Source organism: Lysinibacillus sp. FSL W8-0992 (genome assembly GCF_038008685.1).
Taxonomy (GTDB): Bacteria; Bacillota; Bacilli; order Bacillales_A; family Planococcaceae; genus Lysinibacillus.
In genome coordinates this window covers 2145915-2163955 of record NZ_JBBOZQ010000001.1, presented here as the reverse complement: position 1 = coordinate 2163955, position 18041 = coordinate 2145915, and the positions used below count along the sequence as shown (strand labels likewise).

Sequence of the window (18041 nt, the reverse complement as noted above, 5' to 3'; positions counted from 1 at the left end):
TGCATGTGTAGTAATATTCAGTACATATCTAAATGACCCATAGAGTACTTTTAGTTACTTTTGTATATTACGGAGGTTACAATGCAAAAATTATATAATATTGGTGTTGAAGCGACGCTTGAAGTAATCGGCGGAAAATGGAAACCGATTATTCTTTGTCATTTAAACCACCATGGTAAAATTCGAACAAATGAGTTTCGACGATTGATTCCAAAAATTTCACAAAAGATGCTTACAAGCCAATTACGAGAGTTAGAGCAAGCTGGACTAATCGATCGCAAAGTCTTTAATCAAGTACCGCCCAAAGTTGAATATTCCTTAACGCCTTATGGAGAAGGAATGGAACCTATTTTGAACATGCTTTGCACTTGGGGCGAAAATCATATTGAAGTATTACAGGAAAAAGGCGAAGATGTCGTTTTAAAACAACGTGATGAAGATATCGCTATCGCTATGAAGCAAACATCATAATAAGGGAAGAAAGAGACTGTCACACACTAGACAGTCTCTTTCTCTTTTTATGCTTATAGCGCAAAGTCAAAGTCATCTGGGTTTGGTCCAACACGTTGTTCAAGGTTCATTGAATTGATAGTAGCCATTTCTTCGTCTGTTAAATGAAAGTCAAAAATATCGGCATTTTGCATCATGCGTTCTCTACGCACAGATTTTGGAATTGTGATCACTCCATTTTGGACATCCCAACGCAAAATAACTTGAGCGATTGATTTCCCATATTTTGTAGCGATTTTAGAAATGGTCTCATCTTCAAGAAGCCCGCCTTGCATTAAAGGTGCCCATGCTTCTAGTTGAATTTGGTGCTTGTCACAAAATGCACGAAGCTCCACTTGCTGTAAGCGTGGGTGGAATTCCACTTGATTGATAACAGGTTTAATACGAGCAAATGATAATAATTTTTCTAAATGTGCTACAGTGAAGTTACATACGGCAATTGCTTTAATCTTGCCTTGTTCATATAAATCTTCAAGCGCTCTCCAAGATTCAGCATACTTATCTTTACCTGGCCAATGAATAAGGTAAAGATCTAAATAATCTAACCCTAATTTTTGTAGACTCTCTTCATATGCAGCAATTGTTTCGTCATAGCTTAATCCATCATTCCATACTTTTGATGTAATAAACAGGTCTTCACGACGTAAACCAGTAGATGCTAACGCTAGTTTTATACCTTCCCCTACACCCGCTTCATTGCCATAAATTGCAGCAGTATCGATGCTTCGATATCCAACCTCGATAGCGTTTTTAACCATCTCTGCAGTAGCATCATTCTCTACTTGAAAAACACCTAACCCCATACCAGGCATTTGTAGCCCGTTATTTAATGTGATTGTATCTTGTAAATGATTCATTATTTTTATTCCTCCAATATGTGTTTGCTTGATTGCTTTCTCATTATGTAGTCTCGAAAGAGGAAAAAAAAGTACGCACATTTTAGTTTCATAGTAACGTCGAGGTAACATTTGTGCGTTGGCAATGATTAGCGGAATAAAATTTTTTATAATTACAGGAGAAAATAAGAATAAGGTAAATGGGAAATAAAATGAACTTCCCCACTAAATATTAAAAAAATTAAATCTCAATGAAAAATAACGGCATCCTCAGTTGTATTTAAAGTGAAAGGAGGTGGTGGGGTGCATCATTCTCTAGAAGTTCATGACGCATTGCATCGGGCTCTGGACTTATACTCCCATAGTCTGATAAAAGTGGCATTCGCATATTTAAAAAATGTAGCGGACGCTGAAGAGGTTGCACAGGAGGTATTTTTAACTTATTTGCAGAATCCCCCTGTATTCAACAACGATGAACATGAAAAAGCTTGGCTCATACGCACTACCATTAACAAAAGCAAAAATATGCTGAAAACCGGCTGGTTCCGCAGCAGAAATCCAATTCCTGAGGATTTAAGCTACCTCCCTAAGGAAGAGAACGAGTTATTACAGGCAGTATTAGCTCTAGATAAAAAATATCGGATTCCTATCCATCTGCACTATTATGAGGGATATACGATTCAGGAAATTGCAGAGATCCTACAGGCTAAGCCAGCAACAGTAGGGACTTGGCTTGCGCGTGGACGCCTTCATTTAAAAGAAAAGATTGGAGGGCTTGAGAATGAGGAAGTCTGTCTATAAATCTGCGATGGAGCAGGTGAAGATAAACGATAGATTCAAAGAAGAAACTTATAAAAAATTTATGCAATCTACAGCAATTAAGGAGGAATCTATAATGAAAAATAGCATGAAATTATCCTTAAAGAACTTGGGCATGATAGTCACAGTTTGTACAGTATTGACAGGGTCGTACACGATGATGCAGCATTCGAAGACCGACACGCAAAGTACATTAGTGGAAATAGATAAACCGCAAACTACAGCCAAAGCAGTGGTGAATATTGAAGGGACGATTACTGAAGTCAATGCAAACGGCAATAGCTTTAAAATCGGTGATTTATGGGTAACGGTAACGAACAAAACGCAACTAGGGATTAAAGGGCCAACTGCAGCAAAACCATCAGAAGAACTATTGCAAAAAGAATTTAAAGTTGGAAACTTCATTTCGGGTTACACATCTCAAGATGTTAGTACTGGAAAAGTCACTGCCGACGTAATCTACAACAATATGGCTCCTGTAGAATAAGTGATTCTCGATACGATACTACAACATTTTTAATCCTAAGGAGATACTACCCTTCCTAAATAAGTTAGTTAAATAATAAATTTTAGTGCATAAAACACACACAAATTTGGTTCATTACAAATTGATGTGTGTTTTCTCTTTAAATGTAGTTCAAGATTTCTTAGCCCATAATAAAAGGGATTACTAGATAAATAAAAATACAATTACTGGAATAAGTAATGCTGGCAAAAGATTTAAAGTATTAAATTTTTTAATGCCCAAAATACTTAAACCTGACGCTAAAATTAATATACCTCCTATAATTGTCAATTCATTTAGAAGATCATTATTGATGGAGCTCCCCATTAAAATAGCAATTAAATAAATGGAACCTTGCCATACAAATAACACAATTCCTGATATAGCTATCCCAATACCAAATGTAGTTGCTAAAACAATCGAAGTAATGCCATCTAATATACCATTTGCAAGTAGATACGTATAATCTCCCTTTAACGCAGCCTCTACAGGACCTAATATAGATAATGTGCCAATACAAAATAATAAAATAGCCGTCGATAACCCTTCTGCTAAATTGCCTTTAGAATATTTATTAACTAAAGCATTAAATTTTAATTCCAAATTAAGTTTTTGGCCGATTAATCCACCTACAGCTAAACTTACAATAAAAAGTACCGGATATTTGCTTGAAGGTAAATGTTGTACAAGTGCATTTATTCCTAATCCCATAGCAGCTAAGCCCATAGCCTGCATAAGGATATTATGATAATCATCTTTTATCCCATTTTTAAAGACGCTTCCAACAATGCTTCCGATTATTATCATCATTGTATTAAATATTGTTCCAAACATAATGATTTCTCCTTTAGATAATTGTGCCTAAGTAAAAAATAAACCCTCCTGTATGGGGAGGGTCAACACTTTATTGGTATTTGAATTTCTGTCAGATAGTCTTCTTTCCTTTCAGAAATATAATGGTCAATGATTGTCCTTTCAATGGTGTCTCCGATAATTTGAAAACCATTATCTTTTATACAATTCAGCAAGGATTTATAATGTTTAGGAGAATTATTATGATTTCCATTATAATAAATACACGCATACTTTCCTTCCGGAAGAGTTGTTACTAAAGGACTTTGAATATCATCTTCCTCGACTAAAATAAAGATGGAGTTATATTCATTAAACTTGTTATTCAATAGATCACGAATACTAATTGTTAAACCGACTCCCCCAATAAATATAGAAGAATTCATATTGGACGAATTCTCTAGTTGTCGTAGAGAAACTTCCAGTTGAGGTTCTGAACTGATTTTTTCCATTAACCTTACTATCTTCCTTTCTTTTATTTCCTTTATGAATGGAACTTCTAATGCCTTTATTTCTTGTGCTAATTTTATATCCTTGATTCGATGTTGAAATCTGCGGTTAATTTGTTCCAGTTCTTTAATTTTTACTTCAGTTAATCGTTGCTGTTCCTCTAAGAGATGCAAAAAACCGTTGATATCCCTGTGATCCAGATGTCTTTTAATTTCCTTTAATGAAAAACCTAATTCCTTTAAATAATTTATAGTATTCACTTGTTCAAATTGTTCCGTTGAATAGTATCTATAACCGTTGTTGCTATCTGTATGTACAGGTTTTAACAAGTCAATTTCATCATAATATCGAAGAGTTTTAATGGTTGTATTATGAAGCTTAGCCATTTCTCCAATTGAAAATCTATTTTTCATGTAAATCTCCCTTTAAAAAACTTAATATTATCACTATCATACTCGAATATGGTAGCCCACTAAAAGTTAACTTTTCTAAAGCTTAATTAGCATATCGTAGTACTACGTCACTCCCTGTCGTTGCCCGTGACTAACTTCATCATAATAAAAAGCCACTCCAAAAATGGATGTGACTTAATACATTAAATTAATCAAATGTTACTACATCTTGCACTACCGATACCTTATAAACACCTTTCGTACTAATTAATATCGTTTTATAATTTTCTGTTTCAGTAAATGAATACCAGGACTTTTCATTGAACCCATTAAAAATTTCTTCTACAAATGTTTCTTGTCCAATATTATTCTTGATTTTATATTCTTCTTCACGACTTTCGTTGAAGTGAAACTTTACTGTATATTCATAATCCATAAGCCAACACCCCCCATCTACCTATATCATGGGACAAACGGGAATGAAGTAATCAACAAAAATTTTTAGAATAATAAAAAGGCACTTCGTAGTTGAAGTGAGTAAGTTAATTACGTATTTCAAGGCAAAAAAAAATGAGTGCGATGAAATATTAAACTCATTCCCTTAAATTTCTTCTTAGTTGTAACATAAAGGAAAATTCTAGAATCCTTTTTTAATAGATGTTACTATTTTAAAGTAGAGGCTACCAGAAACATATGTAGTTATGATGTAAATAATCATTTGGAGGTAGACATGGAACAAAAGCTAATTGATCAATTGATTGCATGGCATGAAGTAGACGAACATCAGCGAATTATCGATTCGCTTTTAGCAATTCCTGAAGAAGAGCGCGACTATGAAGCAATTAGTATTATGGCAAGAGCCTATAACAATTCGGGGCTTTACGAAGAAGCGCTCCGTCAATTCGGTAAGATTGCTGAGGCTGGCAAACAGGATTCTCTATGGCATTATCGGGTTGGCTTTGCTCTTTATTATTTACAGCGATATGAGGAAGCAGTCCAAGCTTTTAGCAGGTCAGATCAATTAGAGCCTGGTGTTCAAAGTACGGAATATTTTTTGAGACAGAGTACTCATAAAGCGGAGAAGCAAAAAAAAGAAGAACTCCGCCTTGCCAAAAAGAAAGATTCCTTGGCGCGTGGCGGTTCCTTTGCAAAGAAAATTCCTTTTTCAGACATGTTTCTAACTGATTTCTGGGATGACAGCGAGTACGCAAGAACATCCTACCAATGTGATCCCCCTACGGATGAACTAATCGACTCTATAGAAAAAGAACTTGGTTATAAGCTCCCCTCCTCTTATATTTATCTTATGAAGCAGCAAAATGGTGGGGTGCCAATGAACACTTGCTTTCCAACAGAGGACCCTACATCCTGGGCTGAGGATCATATTGCCATTACAGGAATTGCGGGTATTGGGCGCGAGAAAAGCTATTCCCTGTGCGGAGATTTGGGTAGTCCGTTTATGATTGAGGAATGGGGATATCCAGACATTGGAGTCGTAATCTGTGATTGTCCTTCAGCCGGTCATGATGTTGTGATGCTAGACTATCGAGCTTGCGGTAGGAATGGTGAACCTGAAGTTATTCATGTCGACCAAGAAGATGATTATGAGATTACCTTCCTTGCTGACAATTTTGAAGAGTTTATTAAAGGCTTAGTGAGCGAAGAACAATATGATACTTCTGAAGAAGACAAAGAAATAGCTCTTGATAAAGTAGCGCGCGGCAAATTTTCTCCTCTGCTAGAGGAGTTGTGCTCTCAGGTAACTGAAGTGGCTCAGGTGGAACAAAAAATTCGCAACATATGTACACGAATTGTCGAAGAGAAAGGCCATTTTAGTTTTCATGCAGATGAATTATCCTATGACATGTATGATGTGCAGTTTTGGTTATATACCAAGTCGTATCCAGACACTAATTACGATCAATATGTATCCATTTATCAGAACATCATCGCATTTGGCGGAGAATTCGGTCAAGGTGGATATGCTCCTGCCTTTATTACAGATTGGCTTGATCACCGCCTGAAGGAAGGACGTATTGTAAAAAATCTCGGGATTATTCACTTTACCGATTCCTATATAGATGAAGTAATTAATAAATTAAAAGAAGCCTAAGCAAAGAGCTCGCTGTTAAAGCGGGCTCTTTTTCTCATTTTGTTCTTCTAGTGGCGGTCCCTGAAATGCAACAACAGTTTTTAGCTTTGCTGATATACCGTTGCTGTCATACTGTCTTTTGGACATATAAACATATAAAAAATACCTTCTGCATATTCGTCGAAATCAGCATAATCCATCTGCCCAATGAATTGCATTCTTCGTTCACAACAAGGACAAAGCGGATACTCCGGCTCTTGTACCCAGCTTGGATGGCCACCAATCTGCGAATCAAATTGTGACATCGTCCAAACTGCAGCATAATACGGTGATTGCGCTCCTTGCGAAAGGACTAAACTAGGTACGGTTTCCGCTTCACTGCTAAGGTCATCGATATCAGGAAGATAAGCAGGTTTTTGATTATGGCGGCTCCAAACAGGCACGCTATGATTGTCCAATTCCATGTATATGGTGCTAAAGCCCCCACATACATCACAGGTTATGACCTGTAGGTTCTCCATCTGCAAGTTGAGATATTTTAATGACGGATGGGAGGTAGCTACGTCCATCAACTTCGTTAACTCCCTGTTACACCATGGACACGTTAAATGGCTTGACTCTAGAAAATGAGCATGATGGTCTTCGTTTAGATTATCCAACTGTTGGTCTGCTTGCCTAATTGCATAACATAAATGGTTAATTAGATTACGCTTCTTTCCGTCTGGGGTAAGCTCCCATCCTCCATCAAGTGCGTACGTTTCAGGCGTTACAAACAACTGCTCCGCCCATGTTGGTGGCTGCATTTGCCATTCCCGAAAATGCTCTGTAACAACAGTATCACCAATCCAGCCGAGTACTAGGAGGAGATGATTTCGGTTGTCTTCATCCCATTTCACCTGCTCTAAAAGTAGATTTCGTATGCCTTGTGGTGCATCTTTATAAAGAATCGGATTATCAAACAAGCCGCGCTCTATAAGCTCAGGCAAAGCATCTGATATATTATCATCCCGATAGCACACTAGAGATAATAAAATATCCTCTGCTTCACTTTCATTGTTACTAGCGAGTAATTCCATTGCATATTTCAGCATACAGTCCGCTTATTGGTCTGATAAAGATATGTACATATGCTCCATGCTTAACGGATACGAAACATACTGGATAAGTGGGTCATACTTTTTCGGTGCATGCATCACCTTCAGGATATCAACATGATCTGTTAAGCCTTCGTAGAGATTGACTGTTTTTCGGTGCTGCTCAATATAAATTTGTTGCTTTTTTCGTTCCTGCTCTTGATGGCACGGCATGCAAATACCGCCTGTTTTGGCTGCGGTGCTCGGCAAAATTGTTGCGCTGCAGCCTTCTGTCTTGCAAGGTATTCGTTCCACCATACTTGATTACCCCCTTAAAGATAAAGGATTGTTTTTGTATCATAACAATTTCGCGAATTATACTTCTTCGATTTTTTAATGATATTATCGGGTGTCGGCTTGTTCTGCTAAATCTTCTAATACCAATATTAAAATATCCATGCTCTCGTTTTTAGTATCACCATTCAAATACGCTTTAATATATGGGATAACTTGCCCTCCAAGCTCCACTAGCTGTTTATAGGCTTCAAAGTCTGTTCGCCAAAAGCTTTTCATGCTGCCTTCGCCAAACTCTCCTCCTTCTATAACATTAACCCAATGCTTTACCTGCTGATCCAGGGGAAGCTGATGTCTTGCATCGACAGCAGTCCGAAATTCCAAATCTTTATTTTTTAAGTCAGGCATTGCTTTATACAATTGGTCTTCGGGCACACATTTCCTTATGAGTTGGCTTAGTGTTAAATAATCACCACCAACGCCATCCGCCGCTGAAACGTAGGCAATAAAGTCATCCGTTCGATTCAATTGTTTTAGGTCATTCTGCAATCGATGAATAACATCAATGGCGATTAAGAATAGCTCCGAATCTATTATCGTCTTCTCAAATATATAGTTCTCCGCATTGCTTAAATACTCGGGCGTTTCTTGGCTAATGCAACTAAAAACTTGAAGATAGCTTTCAAGGCATTCAGGCATCCCTTCAAACATAAAGGGATAATCGCCTTCACTAAACTTATATGAACTATATACCTGTTCTCTAGTTTGATTATAAATTTCGTCACCAGTTTTAATATACTTTTCTTGATAATGTGCGTAGCAATCAGTAACACTTTCGTCAAGAGAGGCTCGATTATTCATGTACACTAAATAACTACCGTTATAGCTATCAGTATAGATAGAGAAGGTATACACATCCTCGTTACTTCCTTCTACAATATAATTAGATATTGCAGATTTGCAGAAATCGTAAAGCGCATTCTCAATAGCGCTTCTACTAATGAATATTCCTTCTTGTGGACTAAATGTCGAGATTTCCTGAATGGTTTGATCTGTTGAGCATAGTAGAAACATACCTTTACCTTCCAATTCTCTTCTACCATTTATTAGCTTTCCGATATGGACATCATAACTCATTCTGAAATACATCCCCTTTTAATATGTTTTAGTGTTGTGCCATCGCCGTACTAAAGTTATCGCTTATAGTCGGGCTGTTGCAAAGTTATAGGATTCAAATTACTGAGTACCCAGCACACTGCCAGTTCACACAGCCTCGCTGGTTCATCACGACCATTTCCATTGCGAAGTGCTTTTATTAATGCTTCTGCCTCCTGCAGTGCAGCATCATGTAATGGTGTACCCATGCTAAAGTAATGGTTTAGACTACTAAGCATTTTACGATATTGATTATCCCAATTGATTGCGCCGTTATTTAAAATTTCGTATGATACTTTACCAGTAATACGGATAACCTCACCTTGTACGGTCTTCGCATGTCCTTGTGATGGAATTAATAAACTCCAAAGTTCATTATGTTGTGCTTGCCATCCCTTTGTATTTACTTCTATTGGAGAGGCGCTATCGTGAGTATTTCGTTTCCCTACTGGAGGAACATCAAATAGCTCATATAGATGTAAAAGTCCCTCATCTGTTTGATTCAAATAGTCTTTATTAAAACCTTCTCTATGAAATTCAAAGTCCGTTCCAATTCGTTTAATAGACTCTTTCATTTCCTGCGTTACTGTTACTCTAGCATTAAGCAAAATATCGGCAACTTTCGCCATATTGACGATATCAATATTTTTACATATTGCCAAAGCTTTTTCTAAGGGCGTCTGTTTCATCTTATTTTCTGCGCTACTATTTGCCCCGTTAGCAATCAGCGTGTGAACAGCATTTGGCTTAAAAGAAGCTGCAGCTGCAAATAAAGGTGTCTCATTTTGATAATCAAAGGCTTCTATATCTGCACCCAACTCAAGCAGCAATTCAATATTACCGCACCAACTTATTGCATGATTATGTAGAGCCGTTCTTCCATAACTATCACTAGCATTTATATCAGCACCTTGTTCCACGAGCCAACGAACCAATTCATCCGGTATATTGAAAAAGCTCAAGGCTGTTGATTTGCTGTAACCGCCACGAGCATCTAAATCGCATTTCATAAATACCTCTTTTAAAGCTGTTATATCCCCTGCTTCAATTAGTTCATCAAAATTTTTCGGTAAGGTCTTTTTCTTCTTGCCCATCTTGTTTTCTCTCCTTACGTCTGATTTTCCATTTTACTTTATCACTAAATTTTACCACTTATTCATTTCTTGTCTATTTCCTGCACCTATGAGTATAGTGTCATAAGAAGGTGCGAAGCTCTACCTCCAAGCCTCTACAAAGTTATAGTTTAGAATATATTTATAAGGAGAGATTTCTTATAAGAGGAAAAGGTGGGGAATACATGAAGCGTGGATATGGTTTATACGAAGGTCTCTGATTTTAACTTATGCCAACATAATACTTCTTCTTCAAATCAGTTAACTGCTAGTATAATTAATCGATATTTCAATGAGATTATTAATGATCTCTTTCATCGCTGTACCAATAAACGTCAATACATCTTCAATTGAAGGCTTAAATCTACTTAACCTCAATTATTATGTCTTGATTTACATTTAGCTTTTGAATGTGACTTATTAAGATTTTGAATTCTTTTTCATCTATATCATATTCAATATCAATGGAATCAGATACGCCAAGTGAACTTGCAGTATCTTTTGATAAAAAGATTGAAATAAACTTTCGACTAAGTATTATCCTTAATATTTCCCCATACGCTGATCTATTTTCACTATTAATAGTAATATGAACCTTATTTAAGATGGGTATGTCTTCAATCCATAATGACTTTTGAAATAGCACATATTCCTTTGTCTCAAATTCATCATCTGCAAATCCAATTAATACGGTCTCGTCGTCAATACTAAAATAAACAAATGATGCTTTTAATAAAATTGACATTCAATTACCCCTCTCTCCCTGATAATGCCCTTTCAAAAAATGTTCCCGCAATATCCTATATATCCATTTTTAATTATCAAATCACAAATTCGACCTTCGATTTTTAGATAAATCCATCTTCGGGTTCACCAACTTCAAATCCTACCACTTTTGTCGCTTCCAATTTAAATCTTTCTATCCAAGAGCTCCAGTCATTATTATTCATCTGTGCATAAAATGATAACCCACTTGGTTCTACTGAGGCCATAATAAAAACATCATCCTCTTCCTGTCCGAACCAATAAGGAATACCATTTTTATACCCTATCCAACCTGGCATACTCTCATATATATTCGTTACCTTACCCCATACTTCGTCAGACAGGTAATACCATATATTTAGATTACATTGTTGAGAGTCCCTGTTACTCATTTGTGTTCCTCCTATTGATTTAAACTTACTAACACTAATTATTATTACAATTCGCCATTAATTCTCTAAGTCTAGTTAGTATCTTAGTTACATGTCCATTTATTATTACGCCTTCGAATAGTCCTTCATTAAATCGATCTCCACGTATATAGCTTGTCATTAATTTTCGAAGAGTATCTAAATCAGCCTTCATAACATGCTCTTCTATATCGTTTGCTATATTCTTATAAATTTCATTTTCATTCAACCAACTCTTCCAATCAAATACAATGAGAAAATCTGTATTTCATAATTCTTTGTGAAATGCTCGAAATTCTTCACCTTCAAGCATATACTTTTTTTCTTCGTTACTAATTGTTGCGTCTAGCTTTTGGAAAAAACTAAGAAATTTGACTAGTTTATTTAACTCTTCAAATTTTATTTCTGAAATTTGTGACATCATATTCACCTCAATTGCTATATATTTTCTCAAAATGCTACTTCATTTTTAAAAATTCACTTCGTAACAAGATTTTACCACTTAACATATCTTTCAGGCATCTGACAGTTATCCTCTCTATTTAAATTTGAATAATTGACTAACATCAGCTCAACTGCCATTATTTTGACTAAACTTACGAAGCCAAAGTTTACAGCAGTTTGAGCTATGAATCTGCCTAAATCATTTGAAATGGTAGTTCAAACTAAACTATCTACACTTTATTAAGAGTACTAATCCACTTTAAATGAAGTTTATATATTTGCTTCATTTACTCCCCTTCCTTATAAAGCAGTGACTTTATATTTTCATTCAACAAAGCAGCTTGTGATAATGCGTATTTATCATCCATGATTTCGCCAGGTTTATTTGCTTCCCCAATAATATATGACCATAATGACATTTCTAAAAATTCAAATGTGTATTGAAACTGCTGAATAAGTGGTAAGCCCTTGATTCTCGGTTTATCACCACCTACGATTACGACGATTGTTCGTATTTTTTTTAATCGTTCTTTTAAATCAGGGAAACGATTATCTCGTATTGATTGGCTAAATCGGTCAACCATGTTTTTCATTATTCCCGACATGCTGTACCAATATATTGGCGTTGCAAAAATTACAATGTCGCTATTTTGTAATTCCTCAATCACATTATCATAATCATCTTTAATTACTTGAAAACCATCTTTTGTATGACGTAAATCTTCAATTGGTCTAATATCTAAATCTTTTAAATAAATTTTTTTATGCGTAATATCTTTTAGTGCTATATCTGTTAATAGCTCACTATTTCCGCCATTCCTTGAACTTCCAATAAAAGTTACAATTTTCATGTGTCATACCCCTATCTATCCTTATTTAATAATTGTAGTATATAATTACGTAACCTATCGATAAAGCTGAATAAACCGATTGAATCAATCGTAAATTTCGATTTAGAGGTGAAAAAGATGGAAATTAAACATTTACAAACATTCTTAACCGCAGCAAAGACGTTAAACTTTACTCAAACTGCCAAAATATTAGATTACGCACAATCAAGTATTACCGCACAAATAAAATCATTAGAAGATGAGTTAGGAACAACATTATTTGAGCGATTAGGCAAACGAATATACCTTACAAAAGCAGGAATAGAATTAACACAATATGCCGAAAAAATAATTCAGCTTGACGAAGAAATGCGGTATGCAGTAACAGGTGATAGCGAATTAAACGCATTTTTTACAATAGGTGCTCAAGAAAGTCAATGCACATATCGACTACCGAGAATACTAAAGGCATTTAAGCTGCTACATCCTCAAGTGGAACTAATCTTTAAACCAGTCCATGCGAGTGAAATTGCAAAGAACCTACTCCAAACTGATCATTTAGACTTGGCATTCATCACCGATACTCGAAAGATAATGTCAACACTCTATACTGAAACGTTACTAGAAGAGGATTTAGTGTTAGTTGTATCCCCAACCCATCATTTGAATCATACAGAAAAGCTAACATTAGAAGAAATAGCACAAGAAACGATATTATTAACTGAAAAAGGCTGTTCTTACCGAACACAATTTGAAAATAAGCTACAGCAAGAAGGCATATTTCCAAGGCATGTCATTGAATTTGTCAGTATAGAAGCTATAAAACAATGTGTTATAGCAGAATTAGGTATTTCTCTACTTCCTAAAATGGTAGTAGAAAAAGAGCTTATTAGTGGAACACTAATAGAACTACCAATCGCTTTAAACTTAAACCCAATTTATACAGAAATAGCTTGGCACAAGGATAAAAATATACCGCCTTACTTAAATGATTTTATTCAAATTGTTCGCCAAGAATATAAAAGCTTCTATAAAAAGTAGGTTAGATTCTAATTGCTCTGCTAGTTAAAAGTTCACTCAAAGTACCGTAATCATTTGAAACTACTAGAAAAAGAATCTGTTTAGTAATTAGATAGTGTTCTTAATAACCTTATTCACGAAAAGACGTGAAAAAAAGAAAATGGGTGCTTGAAGCAACCTTGAAAAATAAGTTGTAACGTCAAGCTCATGAATGGAGATAGGATATTTGGACGAAAAAAACGGATATATGGAAACATTTTTTAATACAAAGGATATTGCAAAACGCAATACTTTATTAAAGCAATTAGTCTTTGACTTGCCTGAGGATGGAAAGGACTTTTTCCTAAAAGCCTTTAAAAAAGAACGATATTTGGATATGCGGCTTACTGCCATTCGAGGATATGCTGCCTTTGCAAGCGAAGAAGAGGTTGCCCTTTTGATGAATAAGATGTTGGAAATCTTAAAGAAGCGTCCAGACAGTACACCATATAATTATCAGGAATATGAAATCTTAAGGTCAGCTTTTTTGTTACCCTACCTGCTAGAAAAATATCCTTATGACTGCTTTAAACAATTTAATGAACAGTTAGAGAATCAGTACAATGCCATGCCCGAAGTTTTCAAAGACATTTTCACATGTGACGATAAAGGTGAACATATCCAATTAATACCCCCAGCAGTTGTACGAAAAAAGATTGAACATTTCCTGCATGGGTGAACAAAGGTACTAATAATTAGTGCTTCGAGCAATCTTTTTTGACATCCCGTTCGTATTATACGCTATCACTTGATATCCGATTACTTCAATAGAAATTCCTTATTGCACCTATAAGGTGCGTTAGGACTTGCATGGATGACTTATCTGCATCTATGCAAGTCCTTTTTAATTCGTTCTCACAACTGCCCATGTACGTGTCACCTTTTACTCCACTACCTACCGACGGCATACATGGTTTCATATTTTTATACACTTATATACGGTGTTTACTTAACTGTTACAGCTAGCTTGAAATGCTAATTTAGAAGAATGCTTCTTTTTATATTTATTTAAGCACCTTGTAGGCACCTTTTTTCTATACTTTTAATCCAAATTTATGGAGCTTGTCCCCGCAGAGGACTTTTTATGTTAATTCTCGATTATTCAAAATCTATAATGATCTTTAATGCATTCTCTTTCGCGGCATTAGCGAATGTTTCGTATGCTTCAATCATTTTTTCAAATTTGAAACGATGTGTTGCTAATCCCTCTGGCTTAATTTTCCCTGTTTCCAAAGTTTTAATTAGCATTGGCGTTGTGCTTGTAGACACTAAGCCTGTGGAAATTGTAACGTTCCGAATCCATAAATCTTGTAATTGTAGATCGACAGGTTTGCCATGTACACCTACGTTTGCTAAACGTCCTCCAGGTGATAAAATACGTTGGCAAATATCGAATGTTGCAGGATAGCCCACCGCTTCGATCGCGACGTCCACGCCACGACCATCCGTAATGTCAAAAATTTTATCAATTGCAGCTTGTGCATCACGTGAATTGATTGTATCAGTCGCACCGAATTTCTTGGATTCTTCTAAACGGTTATCGTCGAGATCTATCATAATGATTTTAGAAGGAGAATAAAATTGCGAAGTTAATAATGCAGACATACCGATTGGACCAGCACCTACAATGGCTACTACATCACCAGGTGAAACTTGACCATTTAATACACCAATTTCCAAACCTGTTGGTAAAATATCAGAAATCATGACAGCAGCATCATCTGAAATCCCTTTAGGTATGTGGTAAAGAGAATTATCTGCATGTGGTATATGAACATATTCTGCTTGAGTACCATTGATTAAGTGACCTAAAATCCAGCCACCGTCTTCACAATGTGCATATAATGATTTTTTACAATAATGACATTTACCACATGAAGTCACGCAAGAAATAATGACCCTATCGCCCACTTTGAAGTTTGATACGCCTGCGCCTACCTCTTCTACGATTCCGATACCTTCATGACCTAAAATTGTCCCCTCTTTAACGGCAGGTACATCGCCGCCTAAAATGTGTAAGTCCGTACCACAAATTGTTGTTTTCACAAGACGAACGACTGCATCGCCGTCTTTCACTACACGTGGTTTTTCAACTTCACGCAATTCCTTTTTACCTGGTCCCGCAAATACTAATGCTTTCATTTAGAATGTCTCCTCTCTCAATAGATTTTGATTAGGCTTACAAAATCCTAATTCACCATAAATATAATTAATTTTTCAGAAAACGTCAATCGTTTGGACACTTTTAAATTAACTTTCATAACATCATATAAAGCCTAACAAAATAAGCTTCCTTACATGGCATCATATATACCAAGTAAGGAAGCTTTCATCTTCTCATTATGTTCATTTTAAATAGCGGATGGAAGCATGACCTCGCCGCAGTCGATTTTCCGTACCCGTTAAAAACGGCACAATTGCTTGTAAACATTCCTCATCATACAAATAATCTTTATAAACAATTGGTGGTAGTAACAATTCTTTTTCTTTACTTGCTTCTTTGCAGTGCTCAATAAACGCTGGTTGTAGGCTTGTATACAATACAACTGGCATAGCAAATTGGGCATACGCTTTCTTTAATGCCTCCACAACTAAGCTTTCGCTCACTGATCGATCAAAGCTAAAGCCTATTAACTTCTTTGTATGTACATCTATAATAGATGCTATATAAACCCACCCTTGATGCCACGTTGGTACATAACTTATATTGACTACCCACTTTTCGTTCGCTTCTGTTGTTTCAAATCCCATATTTACTATTGGCTCCTGCACTTCTATTACTTGTGCTTCCTTAGCTTTTTTTAACACCCGCTGCACTTTCCGCAAACTCCCCTGAAAGCCTCGCTTTTTTAATCTGTCATATAGCTGTGCACCATTGTAAAGTTGTCCATCTTCAATAAAAATCTGTTTAATTTCCTCTAATAATACCTCTGATGCTGACTTTGTAGGTTCTATTGCATTTTTTTGCAATGCGCTGTAATAAGAGCTTTTCGTCAAGCCTAGTAGCTCACAAAGTACTTTCACAGCATATTTTTCACTTTCTCGTTCTATATAGTCAATTATATCTGTTTCAGCTATTTGGTTGCGAATATGGTTATAGCCTTTTTTAAAATATCAACCTCTTGCTTTAAGCGCTCGTTTTCTTTTTGCACGCTTAATACCTCTGCCTTTGTCATGTCCACCATCCCATCGACAGGTGCATATAGTTTAATCCATTTATAAATCGTCACTTCTGATATACCATATTCGCTTGATAATTTACTTACAGCGGTGCCGAGGCGATATTGTTTAACAATTTCTAATTTAAAATCTGGTGAATATTGTTTTTTCCCCACTGTGAGCCCCTTCATTTTCTATTTATCATAGTACCTAGTCATATTTATGTCTAGATAAGATAATGGCCACCGTTTAGTTTGTCTTCCAAATTATTATCATTATATTTTAATTTCTATACTGACTTCATTTTGACATAGATAGATAAGTAATTGTCTTTTTTATCATTACTATGCATAATTGTAGTAACGAGGTATTATTTTTTGGAATAATACAAGTCCATCGACTAGCGGAGGTTGATGAGGTATATTATGTAAAGTAGCTACTGAACAATTTTTCTTAATACACAAACATTAAGATGTCCTAATAATGTAATTGAAGAGCAACGTTGTGCTGCGGGATTTCAAAAATATTAAAAAAATTTTAAAACATAATCTATATAGTAAAGGGATAGAAATTCATGACAAAACAAAAAATTGATCCACGTGTAATTAGAACTAGAAGGTTATTAAAGCAGGCATTAATTGAACTAATGGAAGAACAAGCCTTTGAGGAAATTAAAGTACAAGATATTTCTGACCGAGCAACAGTAAAACGGGTTACCTTTTATCTTCACTATAAAGATAAGAATGAGCTTATGGTACAATGTATCGATGAAATTTTAAGTGACTTGCGTGAAAAAGTAAGTGTCAAAATATCACTTTTAGATAACTTTGATTATTTAGAAGAATACCCTCATCCAAGTTTTGTTCAATTATTTCAACATATTGCAGACAATTTCTCATTTTATAAAGCCTTCCTAGTTACTAACCGCATCCCTTATTTAGCTTCGGGACTTTTAGAAATTATACATGAGTTTGTTTCTGAAGGGATTAACCAAATCGAACCTAGTGAGCAAAATCTTACAGCTAAAAGAGATTTAATAATCAAATATGTGGAATCTGCCTTTTTGGAAGTTATTATATGGTGGATTAAAAATAACCTGCCTTATTCAGAACATGAAATGGCTTTTCAATTAATGAATTTGTCTATTAAAGGACCTTACAAACATAATCCTCTGAAAAACAGAGACGAATCGCTCACTGAAAATGAGTAAAATAAAAAGCCGCTCAACTAAATGATCGACTTTTTACTTGATTTGTAGTTTATAAAATAGTTATTGTTTTTCTA

At 35.5% G+C, this 18041-nt stretch carries 23 protein-coding genes; 7 read left to right on the top strand and 16 right to left on the bottom strand.

Annotation, left to right across the window (positions count from 1 at the left end):
- Nucleotides 1-81 precede the first annotated feature (81 nt).
- On the top strand, nucleotides 82-471 hold the full coding sequence (locus NSQ74_RS10720) for a winged helix-turn-helix transcriptional regulator (RefSeq protein ID WP_340823237.1): 390 nt from the start codon (nucleotides 82-84) through the stop codon (nucleotides 469-471).
- 53 nt (nucleotides 472-524) lie between these two features.
- Here NSQ74_RS10720 and NSQ74_RS10715 read toward each other — a convergent pair whose 3' ends face one another.
- A complete protein-coding gene (locus NSQ74_RS10715) occupies nucleotides 525-1370 on the bottom strand; it encodes an aldo/keto reductase (protein ID WP_340826446.1) in 846 nt (281 codons plus the stop codon).
- 279 nt (nucleotides 1371-1649) lie between these two features.
- Here NSQ74_RS10715 and NSQ74_RS10710 point away from each other — a divergent pair, with 279 nt between their 5' ends.
- Together NSQ74_RS10710 and NSQ74_RS10705 are read left to right on the top strand one after the other, a co-directional pair.
- Complete coding sequence (locus tag NSQ74_RS10710; protein WP_340823236.1) at nucleotides 1650-2147, top strand: RNA polymerase sigma factor; 498 nt, start codon at nucleotides 1650-1652, stop codon at nucleotides 2145-2147.
- Nucleotides 2128-2652, top strand: coding sequence for a hypothetical protein (locus tag NSQ74_RS10705; protein WP_340823235.1), 525 nt, complete (start codon nucleotides 2128-2130; stop codon nucleotides 2650-2652). The genes NSQ74_RS10710 and NSQ74_RS10705 overlap by 20 nt, the downstream gene beginning before the upstream one ends.
- 183 nt (nucleotides 2653-2835) lie before the next feature.
- Here the strand turns inward: NSQ74_RS10705 and NSQ74_RS10700 are convergent, their stop codons facing one another.
- The 3 genes from NSQ74_RS10700 to NSQ74_RS10690 form a co-directional block, all read right to left on the bottom strand.
- Nucleotides 2836-3504 (bottom strand): DUF554 domain-containing protein, encoded by a 669-nt coding sequence (locus NSQ74_RS10700; protein ID WP_340823234.1) that lies wholly within the window; start codon nucleotides 3502-3504, stop codon nucleotides 2836-2838.
- 62 nt (nucleotides 3505-3566) lie between these two features.
- Nucleotides 3567-4385 (bottom strand): MerR family transcriptional regulator, encoded by an 819-nt coding sequence (locus NSQ74_RS10695; protein ID WP_340823233.1) that lies wholly within the window; start codon nucleotides 4383-4385, stop codon nucleotides 3567-3569.
- Between the two features lie 187 nt (nucleotides 4386-4572).
- Complete coding sequence (locus NSQ74_RS10690; protein WP_340823232.1) at nucleotides 4573-4800, bottom strand: hypothetical protein; 228 nt, start codon at nucleotides 4798-4800, stop codon at nucleotides 4573-4575.
- 294 nt (nucleotides 4801-5094) lie between these two features.
- Between NSQ74_RS10690 and NSQ74_RS10685 the strand changes: the two genes are divergently transcribed.
- Complete coding sequence (locus NSQ74_RS10685; RefSeq protein WP_340823230.1) at nucleotides 5095-6477, top strand: SMI1/KNR4 family protein; 1383 nt, start codon at nucleotides 5095-5097, stop codon at nucleotides 6475-6477.
- A gap of 80 nt (nucleotides 6478-6557) precedes the next feature.
- On the opposite strand, the gene NSQ74_RS10680 is transcribed toward NSQ74_RS10685, so the two are convergent.
- The 9 genes from NSQ74_RS10680 to NSQ74_RS10640 form a co-directional block, all read right to left on the bottom strand.
- Nucleotides 6558-7547, bottom strand: a complete 990-nt coding sequence (locus NSQ74_RS10680) for a DUF1963 domain-containing protein (RefSeq protein ID WP_340823229.1) — start codon at nucleotides 7545-7547, stop codon at nucleotides 6558-6560.
- 9 nt (nucleotides 7548-7556) lie between these two features.
- A complete protein-coding gene (locus tag NSQ74_RS10675) occupies nucleotides 7557-7763 on the bottom strand; it encodes a hypothetical protein (protein WP_340823228.1) in 207 nt (68 codons plus the stop codon).
- A 168-nt stretch (nucleotides 7764-7931) separates the two neighbouring features.
- Entirely contained in the window at nucleotides 7932-8960 is a 1029-nt protein-coding gene (locus tag NSQ74_RS10670) for a hypothetical protein (RefSeq protein ID WP_340823227.1), read from the bottom strand.
- Nucleotides 8961-9016: 56 nt separating this feature from the next.
- Nucleotides 9017-10072, bottom strand: coding sequence for an ankyrin repeat domain-containing protein (locus NSQ74_RS10665; RefSeq protein WP_340823226.1), 1056 nt, complete (start codon nucleotides 10070-10072; stop codon nucleotides 9017-9019).
- A 382-nt stretch (nucleotides 10073-10454) separates the two neighbouring features.
- Nucleotides 10455-10835, bottom strand: coding sequence for an Imm10 family immunity protein (locus NSQ74_RS10660; protein WP_340823225.1), 381 nt, complete (start codon nucleotides 10833-10835; stop codon nucleotides 10455-10457).
- A 103-nt stretch (nucleotides 10836-10938) separates the two neighbouring features.
- Nucleotides 10939-11247, bottom strand: a complete 309-nt coding sequence (locus NSQ74_RS10655) for a hypothetical protein (protein WP_340823224.1) — start codon at nucleotides 11245-11247, stop codon at nucleotides 10939-10941.
- 34 nt (nucleotides 11248-11281) lie between these two features.
- Nucleotides 11282-11518 (bottom strand): DUF6508 domain-containing protein, encoded by a 237-nt coding sequence (locus NSQ74_RS10650; protein ID WP_340826445.1) that lies wholly within the window; start codon nucleotides 11516-11518, stop codon nucleotides 11282-11284.
- A gap of 15 nt (nucleotides 11519-11533) precedes the next feature.
- Complete coding sequence (locus NSQ74_RS10645) at nucleotides 11534-11689, bottom strand: hypothetical protein (RefSeq protein WP_340823223.1); 156 nt, start codon at nucleotides 11687-11689, stop codon at nucleotides 11534-11536.
- Nucleotides 11690-11996: 307 nt separating this feature from the next.
- Nucleotides 11997-12560, bottom strand: a complete 564-nt coding sequence (locus tag NSQ74_RS10640) for a flavodoxin family protein (protein ID WP_340823222.1) — start codon at nucleotides 12558-12560, stop codon at nucleotides 11997-11999.
- A gap of 117 nt (nucleotides 12561-12677) precedes the next feature.
- Between NSQ74_RS10640 and NSQ74_RS10635 the strand changes: the two genes are divergently transcribed.
- Both NSQ74_RS10635 and NSQ74_RS10630 read left to right on the top strand, forming a co-directional pair.
- The gene (locus NSQ74_RS10635) at nucleotides 12678-13580 is read left to right on the top strand and encodes a LysR family transcriptional regulator (RefSeq protein WP_340823221.1); all 903 of its coding nucleotides are present in this window, start codon (nucleotides 12678-12680) and stop codon (nucleotides 13578-13580) included.
- A 205-nt stretch (nucleotides 13581-13785) separates the two neighbouring features.
- Nucleotides 13786-14277, top strand: coding sequence for a hypothetical protein (locus NSQ74_RS10630; RefSeq protein ID WP_340823219.1), 492 nt, complete (start codon nucleotides 13786-13788; stop codon nucleotides 14275-14277).
- Nucleotides 14278-14696: 419 nt separating this feature from the next.
- Here the strand turns inward: NSQ74_RS10630 and NSQ74_RS10625 are convergent, their stop codons facing one another.
- The 3 genes from NSQ74_RS10625 to NSQ74_RS10615 all read right to left on the bottom strand — a co-directional run bounded on the left by NSQ74_RS10625 (nucleotide 14697) and on the right by NSQ74_RS10615 (nucleotide 16933).
- A complete protein-coding gene (locus tag NSQ74_RS10625) occupies nucleotides 14697-15740 on the bottom strand; it encodes a zinc-dependent alcohol dehydrogenase family protein (protein ID WP_340823217.1) in 1044 nt (347 codons plus the stop codon).
- 204 nt (nucleotides 15741-15944) lie between these two features.
- Entirely contained in the window at nucleotides 15945-16622 is a 678-nt protein-coding gene (locus tag NSQ74_RS10620; RefSeq protein WP_340823216.1) for a DDE-type integrase/transposase/recombinase, read from the bottom strand.
- Nucleotides 16623-16672: 50 nt separating this feature from the next.
- A complete protein-coding gene (locus NSQ74_RS10615; protein WP_340823214.1) occupies nucleotides 16673-16933 on the bottom strand; it encodes a transposase in 261 nt (86 codons plus the stop codon).
- A gap of 398 nt (nucleotides 16934-17331) precedes the next feature.
- On the opposite strand from NSQ74_RS10615, the gene NSQ74_RS10610 reads away from it, so the two are divergent.
- Nucleotides 17332-17967, top strand: a complete 636-nt coding sequence (locus NSQ74_RS10610; protein WP_340823213.1) for a TetR/AcrR family transcriptional regulator — start codon at nucleotides 17332-17334, stop codon at nucleotides 17965-17967.
- Nucleotides 17968-18041 lie beyond the last annotated feature (74 nt).